Raw genomic sequence first — 7,325 nt, forward strand, 5'->3', positions numbered from 1 at the left:
ATAGATTTTCAATAAAAAAGATGTAAGCCTTGAAAGCACTTAATTTATCAAAATAAATTGATGCAAGTTTGCAGACTTTGAAATTTCAGCTATCTGTAATGAAATTTCAAGTATCTGTAACCCCACACCCTGATAGCTGTCTCCCGTCTCCTGTCTCCTGTCTCAACTAGGAAATTAATTTTGCACGACTACTTACCTACATTAATCTCATTCCGAGATTTCGATCGAATTAAACGATCTTATCTTTGCCAACGTTTTTTCCAGTGGCTAGTCGGTTCTAAATCAGAGAGAGCCTGTTCCCTGCGACGACGTTGTATGATAACTTCGGCTGGGTCGCTTAAAGTCGCATCCCGATAGGGAATAGCGGCCTTAGTTTGCAGATGTTCCCGTTCCTGTGCCGATAAAGATGGGGGTAAGGACAAAAAACTGGCTATTGTCCCCGGCGATCGCCGCCCGACGCTATCGGTGGCTCCAATCTGCAATCCTGCTAATTGTAAAGCCCTTCGCACCGAGGCAGCACAGGAATAGGTGACTAAATAACCCGTCGGACTCAGGCATTTGGCCACTAAAGCTAAAAACTCCACCGTCCATAGTTGCGGACATTTACCCGGGGAAAAGGGATCGAGAAAAATTGCCTCTGCTTGAAAACCCGCCTCAATCACCTTGGTTATCGTCTGTCGCGCATCCCCAATTAACAGTTTAGCGGTGAGATTAGGCAAGTCTAGCCGGTGATTATGGGCAAAATCACTTAAATATTCGGGAATTGGTTGACTCCAACTATTTAAGAGATTTTCTCTAATAGCCGCTAGGGGAACCATTCGATCGCTTTCTAAAGCTAATAATTCTACCCGACAATCCCCCCTAACTCGCCAAATGGCTGCCAACGCAGCGGCGGTATTATACCCTAAGCCGTAACAAATGTCAAGAATTTTTAGATTATTGCTCTGGTCTGCTTTTGCTGCCAGACGACTGGAGAGGATAAATTTTTTCTCGGCTTCTTCCCTTGCCCCGGAGGTAGAATGATAACATTCGCCGAATTCGGTCGAAAAAAAGGTATATGAACCATCCTCAGTGACTTTTTGCGGGTAAGCTTCGGGGGAGACAAGCATGGTGATGAAGAATGTCTTTGAGGTAAATATCGGTTTCCAGCAGGCAAGCATGACCACTATTGGGCAGAATCGTTAATTTTGCGGCGGGTAACTGCTGAATTAGGCGTTTAGCTTCCGCTACCGATGGTAACAGTCGGTCGCCTTGACTGGCTATCACTAACACCTCCAACTGCAGATCTTTTAACTCGCTGGCACTAACCTGAAACCGTTGTAACTGGGATAAACGCCAGCTAATCGTCTTCGGTGGGACGTATTGCATGGCTTTGAGGAGAGAGCGGCGATCTTCCCGGGATATTCGACCGAGAGCGGCGAGAAAGGGTAAAATAGTTAGTGCCGAGCTGCCGTGGATGAAATCAGGCATTATCTGGGTGATACCGATTCCCAAGCTTAAAAGAGGTCTTTGATTAAAAGAAGAAGCGGGGTTAATTAAAATCAGTTTTTTAATTAATTTTGCTGATTTTGTCGCTATTTTCAAGGCTAAACAGCCACCAAAAGACTCACCGCAGAGATAGACTTTTCTCGATTGTCCCTTTAATTCCTGGGCCAATAAAGCAATCACGCAATCGCTTAATTCCTCCCAATTACCGAGATATTGCGGGGAAATCGCCAAACAACGCAGATCGAAGTAAGGGGCAAGGTTTTTAATCTGACGATGGTAGAGTTGGCCGCTGCCATCCATTCCGGGTAAAAATACAAACAGGGGATAATCGGGACGGGGATGACGGGGAATAATCCAACTGACAGGTTGTTCCATTGTGCAACAAGCGCGATCGATGTTAAGTAGTCGTGCAAAATTAATTTCCTAGTCGAGACAGGAGACAGGAGACAGGAGACGGGAGACGGGAGACGGGATAAAGCTATTAGGGATCGGATTTGAGTTTTCAGTTCTCTGTTTGCTCACCACCGCAGAAGTCTGACGGAGTAGTGGCTTAGATGTGTAATTAATTGTGCTTAGATACTTAAAAAAGTTTTTTCTGGTTATCTATATTTAAGGATAATTAATATTAGAGAGAGCTGCCAATTTTAACAGTAAGACTAACCCCCAACCTATGGATGGTTTCTCTCTGCTCCCCAATCCCTGATAACTGATAACTGATAACTGATTAACTGAGCCAAATTTTTTTTAGGCTGCGGCTAAATTAGCAGCCACGAAATCCCAATTAACCAACTTGGTTAAAAAGTCGCTGATGTAATCGGGACGACGATTTTGGTAATCGAGATAATAAGCGTGTTCCCACACATCCATAGTTAAGAGGGGAACCTGTCCGGCGGTTAAAGGATTGTCAGCGTTGCCGGTTTTGGTAACTTTGAGAGTACCGTTATCGAGAACCAACCAAGCCCAACCGCTACCGAATTGAGTAGCGCCGGCGGTTTTGAAAGCTTCGACAAATTTCTCGAAACTGCCGAAATCTGCGTTAATTTTAGCGGCTAAAGCACCGGTAGGCGCACCGCCACCACCCGGTTTCATGCAGTCCCAATAAAAACTATGATTCCATGCTTGGGCGGCATTGTTGAAAACCCCAGCTTTAGAGGCATCACCAGCAACCTTAACGATAACTTCTTCTAAAGAGAGAGCATCGAGTTCCGTATCTTTGACCAAACCGTTATAGTTATTGACATAAGCGGCGTGGTGCTTGTCGTGGTGGAATTCTAGGGTACTTTTGGTGATACAAGGCTCTAAGGCAGTGTAATCGTAGGGTAAAGGGGGAAGTGTGTAAGCCATGTGTTCTCTGTATCCTCTCTTGAGAGCTTGTTTAAGGTAGTGTTGTTAACCTTTTGTCAGTATTCAGCTTAACCAAGACGAATACCGTTGCAATAAAACTTTACATCCTCGATCATAGCACCGAAGGAGACTTGATCAGTGATTAGTGATCAGTGATTAGCTTTTTTCTCCCTTCTCCCTTCTCCCTTCTTCCCCATCACCCCAACCCTAACCCCTCACTGATAACTGATAACTGATAACTGATTACTGAAAAATCACCCCAACTCTCATCGACCGTCTCCTAAATCCTGAGAAGATCACCAAACAATGTTAAAATAATTCCCGTACTGTAGGCGCTTGCAGATTCTTGTGGGCGTGGCAGGGCAGGCGAAAAACGATTCCGTTAGGAATTAGACCAAAAAAGCTCCACTGGCAACAGCAGTAGATTTTATCTGACTGGGTTGACTGGTTGGTAGTTCGTCAAATTACGGATCAATACAAAATTATCATTTACAGATCTTTCTTGGTAACTTATGGCACAGCGTACACGCTTAGGTGAAATCCTTCGTCCCCTCAACTCGGAATATGGTAAAGTTTCCCCCGGTTGGGGAACTACCTTGCTGATGGGAGTGTTTATGGCTCTGTTTTTAGTCTTTTTGCTGATTATTTTACAGATCTACAACTCCTCCCTAATTTTAGAAGGATTTAATGTAGATTGGGGTCAGTAAGCAGATTCCAACAATCTTGTCGGCATTTTTGGCCGCAGAATTGTCCCTCGGACTTTAGCAGGTGGGTTACTGCCCACCGCGATTTTTTTATTAGGAGCAGAAAAATGAATATTTTTGGGATTGGATTACCAGAAATGGGGTTAATTCTCTTGATTGCCCTGCTAGTTTTCGGACCGAAAAAATTACCAGAAATCGGTCGCAGTTTAGGCAAAACAATCCGAGGATTTCAAGAAGCATCCAAGGAATTTGAAAGTGAATTTAAGCGAGAGGCCCAGCAGATTGAAGACTCGGTAAAAATCAAAGCTGAATTAGAAGAAAGTCAATCTACTAGGGATCAAACTCGTTCCAGTTGACAACTGTGTAGAGATGTTTTGTAGGTCAAATTCGAGGCTATCCGCTAGATTAACATCGAGAATGACCAGAGCCGGATTAAATTGGCAGTTTTACCATCGGCCACCATTTCTACTCGCTAGTTTTTTTGACCGAGAAAGCGGTAAATCAGGTTTTGGAGCGCAAAATCGTCTTTAACGACGAAAATTGTGGCAGCAGTCACAGCCATAGTTGAATGAGTAGGCAGAATATATCATTAGTTTGAGAATTCCCAGAAGGCAGGGAAAAAATGACTATTTCCTTGCTATAAGTATTGTAAATGTCAAGAGTGTTAACTGAATGTCTATAGTGGTATCCCCCGAACAAGTCCATCAAATCGTCAACAACCTCCATCACGATCCCTTTGAGGTTTTGGGGGCCCATCCCCTAGAAGAAGAAGGAAAAGTAAATAAATGGGTTGTTAGAGCCTACTTACCGAAAACCACGGCCGCTTGGGTTATTTTACCGTCCCAAAGACAAGAATATCCCATGACGACCGCTTATCACCCCCATTTTTTCGAGTGCGTTATCGATATCGGTGAACTGAACAATTATCAATTACGCATCCAGGAGGGAGAACAGGAACGGGTAATCTATGATTCCTATGCCTTCCGTTCTGCCAAACTCAGCGATTTTGATTTACACCTGTTTGGGGAGGGCAACCATCATCGCATTTATGAAAAATTAGGGGCGCATTTAGCTGAAATCGAGGGTATTAAAGGGGTTTATTTTGCCGTTTGGGCCCCTAATGCTCGCAACGTCTCGATTATTGGTGATTTCAATAACTGGGATGGTCGTGATCACCAAATGCGGAAACGTAATAATATGGTCTGGGAATTGTTTATCCCGGAAATCGGTGTTGGCACTAAATATAAATACGAGATCAAAAATTGGGAAGGTCATATTTACGAAAAATCTGATCCCTACGGTTTTGCCCAAGAAGTACGCCCGAAAACCGCCTCGATCGTGGCCAATTTAGATAGCTATACTTGGGATGATAGCGATTGGATGGAAAAACGCCGCCATAGCGATCCTTTAACTCAACCGGTTTCCGTTTACGAATTACACCTCGGTTCTTGGCTGCACACCTCTAGTGCCGAACCCCCCCGTTTACTTGCCGGGGAAGGAGAAGCGGTTCCCGTGTCGGAATGGAACACTGGGGCCCGCTTTTTGAGTTACTACGAGTTAGCCCAAAAACTAATTCCCTACGTTAAAGAATTAGGTTACACCCATATCGAATTATTACCGATCGCCGAGCATCCTTTTGATGGTTCTTGGGGTTATCAAGTGACGGGTTATTTTGCTCCCACCAGTCGCTACGGCAATCCTGAAGATTTCATGTATTTTGTCGATCAATGTCACCAAAATGGCCTTGGTGTGCTAGTGGATTGGGTCCCCGGTCACTTCCCCAAAGATGGCCACGGGTTAGCCTTCTTTGACGGGACTCATCTTTATGAACACGGCGACCCGCGCAAAGGGGAACACAAGGAATGGGGAACCCTAATTTTTAACTACGGTCGCAACGAAGTCAGAAATTTTCTGGTCGCTAATGCCCTATTTTGGTTCGATAAGTACCATATTGACGGTATTCGCGTGGATGCGGTGGCTTCTATGCTCTATCTCGATTATTGTCGTAAAGATGGGGAATGGGTGGCTAACGAGTACGGTGGCCGGGAAAATTTAGAGGCTGCGGAATTTCTGCGTCAAGTCAATCATGTAATTTTTAGCTATTTCCCCGGAATTCTCTCTATTGCCGAAGAATCCACCGCTTGGCCGATGGTGTCCTGGCCCACCTATATGGGCGGTTTAGGCTTTAATTTAAAGTGGAATATGGGCTGGATGCACGATATGCTCGATTATTTCGGCATGGATCCCTGGTTCCGTCAATTCCATCAAAATAATGTCACTTTTAGTATGTGGTATAACCACAGCGAGAATTATATGCTGGCTTTGTCCCACGATGAAGTGGTTCACGGCAAAAGTAATATGATTGGCAAAATGCCGGGGGATGAGTGGCAAAAATTTGCCAATGTCCGGGCATTATTTAGTTATATGTTTACCCACCCCGGCAAGAAAACCATGTTTATGAGCATGGAATTTGGTCAGTGGAGTGAGTGGAATGTTTGGGGTGATTTGGAGTGGGGTCTTTTGCAGCATGAACCCCATCAACAGCTAAAACGCTTTTTCTCGGATTTGAACGCTACCTATAAGAGTGAACCTGCTCTATATACCCAGGATTTTGGTCAGGATGGCTTCGAGTGGATTGACTGTAGTGATAATAGTCATAGCGTCGTTTCTTTCCTGCGCTGGAGCAAAAATTGGCAGGAGTTCGTCGTGGTGGTCTGTAATTTTACTCCCCAACCCCACAGCCATTATCGCGTTGGTGTACCCCATCCCGGTTTTTATCAGGAAATCTTTAACAGCGATGCGGGTAAATATGGCGGTAGTAATATGGGCAACCTTGGCGGTAAATGGTCGGAGGAATGGTCCTATCATAGCCGTCCCTACTCGATTGATCTTTGTTTACCACCTTTAGGGGTTTTAGTTCTCAAAATCAGTCCTAATGCTTCTGGGGAATAGGTAAGCTTTTTTCAGTGATCAGTAAACAGTAATTAGTGAACTGAAAACTAACATCTGATAACTGATAACTGAGCTGCCATTACTGTCGAGATGGCTAATACTAAATCCGTTGAGTAACGCACAGAAAACGGGTTTCTCGGAGAAACCCGTTTTCTACAGATAATCAGTCTTTAATAACAGGATTTAGTCTAAACAGGTACAGACAAGAAAGTGCAGAAAGTGGCCATTTTCCTCCGTCGAGCATCGAAACCATAAACAAGCAAAAGTATCTGTATATTTAGTTACTAAATAAGACAGATTTGCCCTAGATGCAGACCGGGCAAAAGACGGTCAAAAACTAACCCATCAGGATCACCGTATCGATGACGTGGATCACACCATTATCTGCCTCGATATTACCGGCGACCACCGTGGCATTTTTCACCTCAAAACCTTCGCTACAATCGACGGGAATCGGTGAACCCTCTAGAGAAGTTACTACAGCCAATTTTGCCAAATCTTCCTGCATATATTTGCCCGCAGCGACGTGATAGGTGAGAATTCGGGTTAATTGGGGGATATTCTGCACTAGGGTTGTAATCGTCCCAGGGGGTAATTTGGCAAAAGCTTCATCGGTGGGGGCAAAAACCGTGAAGGGGCCAGGACTTTTCAGGGCATCCACAAGATTAGCCGCTTGTACCGCCGTTACTAGAGTTTTAAAATTATCGGCACTGACCGCAATATCGACAATATCTGCCATAAACTTGACTCGATCCCTTAAAAAAATTATCTGTTTCAGATTTTAAACTTAATCTTGTCCCAAAGATCGTTCTAGGGATGGGGTGTGGGGTGTGGGGA

Annotated in this window: 7 protein-coding genes; 3 read left to right on the plus strand and 4 right to left on the minus strand. The window is 44.5% G+C overall.

The window, feature by feature from the left end:
* Positions 1 to 239: 239 nt before the first annotated feature.
* From IQ234_RS19100 to IQ234_RS19110, 3 genes are all read right to left on the minus strand, one after another.
* Positions 240 to 1,109, minus strand: coding sequence for an MnmC family methyltransferase (locus IQ234_RS19100; protein WP_193958240.1), 870 nt, complete (start codon positions 1,107 to 1,109; stop codon positions 240 to 242).
* Positions 1,069 to 1,863, minus strand: coding sequence for an alpha/beta fold hydrolase (locus IQ234_RS19105; RefSeq protein WP_193958241.1), 795 nt, complete (start codon positions 1,861 to 1,863; stop codon positions 1,069 to 1,071). The genes IQ234_RS19100 and IQ234_RS19105 overlap by 41 nt, the downstream gene beginning before the upstream one ends.
* Positions 1,864 to 2,232: 369 nt before the next feature.
* On the minus strand, positions 2,233 to 2,832 hold the full coding sequence (locus tag IQ234_RS19110; protein ID WP_002765257.1) for a superoxide dismutase: 600 nt from the start codon (positions 2,830 to 2,832) through the stop codon (positions 2,233 to 2,235).
* A 512-nt stretch (positions 2,833 to 3,344) separates the two neighbouring features.
* Between IQ234_RS19110 and psbH the strand changes: the two genes are divergently transcribed.
* The 3 genes from psbH to glgB all read left to right on the plus strand — a co-directional run bounded on the left by psbH (position 3,345) and on the right by glgB (position 6,488).
* A complete protein-coding gene (psbH, locus tag IQ234_RS19115; RefSeq protein WP_002736544.1) occupies positions 3,345 to 3,539 on the plus strand; it encodes a photosystem II reaction center phosphoprotein PsbH in 195 nt (64 codons plus the stop codon).
* 104 nt (positions 3,540 to 3,643) lie between these two features.
* The gene (locus tag IQ234_RS19120) at positions 3,644 to 3,892 is read left to right on the plus strand and encodes a TatA/E family twin arginine-targeting protein translocase (protein ID WP_002735474.1); all 249 of its coding nucleotides are present in this window, start codon (positions 3,644 to 3,646) and stop codon (positions 3,890 to 3,892) included.
* Positions 3,893 to 4,208: 316 nt separating this feature from the next.
* On the plus strand, positions 4,209 to 6,488 hold the full coding sequence (gene glgB, locus IQ234_RS19125; RefSeq protein WP_193958242.1) for a 1,4-alpha-glucan branching enzyme: 2,280 nt from the start codon (positions 4,209 to 4,211) through the stop codon (positions 6,486 to 6,488).
* A gap of 337 nt (positions 6,489 to 6,825) precedes the next feature.
* Here the strand turns inward: glgB and IQ234_RS19130 are convergent, their stop codons facing one another.
* Complete coding sequence (locus tag IQ234_RS19130) at positions 6,826 to 7,227, minus strand: fasciclin domain-containing protein (RefSeq protein ID WP_002736196.1); 402 nt, start codon at positions 7,225 to 7,227, stop codon at positions 6,826 to 6,828.
* Positions 7,228 to 7,325: the final 98 nt, after the last annotated feature.

It is taken from the genome of Microcystis aeruginosa LEGE 91341 (assembly GCF_015206885.1).
In the GTDB taxonomy this organism is placed as follows: domain Bacteria; phylum Cyanobacteriota; class Cyanobacteriia; order Cyanobacteriales; family Microcystaceae; genus Microcystis; species Microcystis aeruginosa_H.

Bases quoted from the DNA above. Each gene is read 5' to 3' on its own strand.
- IQ234_RS19110 (WP_002765257.1), bottom strand. From the start codon at position 2,832: ATGGCTTACACACTTCCCCCTTTACCCTACGATTACACTGCCTTAGAG.
- glgB (WP_193958242.1), top strand. From the start codon at position 4,209: ATGTCTATAGTGGTATCCCCCGAACAAGTCCATCAAATCGTCAACAAC.
- IQ234_RS19130 (WP_002736196.1), bottom strand. From the start codon at position 7,227: ATGGCAGATATTGTCGATATTGCGGTCAGTGCCGATAATTTTAAAACT.
- IQ234_RS19100 (WP_193958240.1), bottom strand. From the start codon at position 1,109: ATGCTTGTCTCCCCCGAAGCTTACCCGCAAAAAGTCACTGAGGATGGT.
- psbH (WP_002736544.1), top strand. From the start codon at position 3,345: ATGGCACAGCGTACACGCTTAGGTGAAATCCTTCGTCCCCTCAACTCG.
- IQ234_RS19120 (WP_002735474.1), top strand. From the start codon at position 3,644: ATGAATATTTTTGGGATTGGATTACCAGAAATGGGGTTAATTCTCTTG.
- IQ234_RS19105 (WP_193958241.1), bottom strand. From the start codon at position 1,863: ATGGAACAACCTGTCAGTTGGATTATTCCCCGTCATCCCCGTCCCGAT.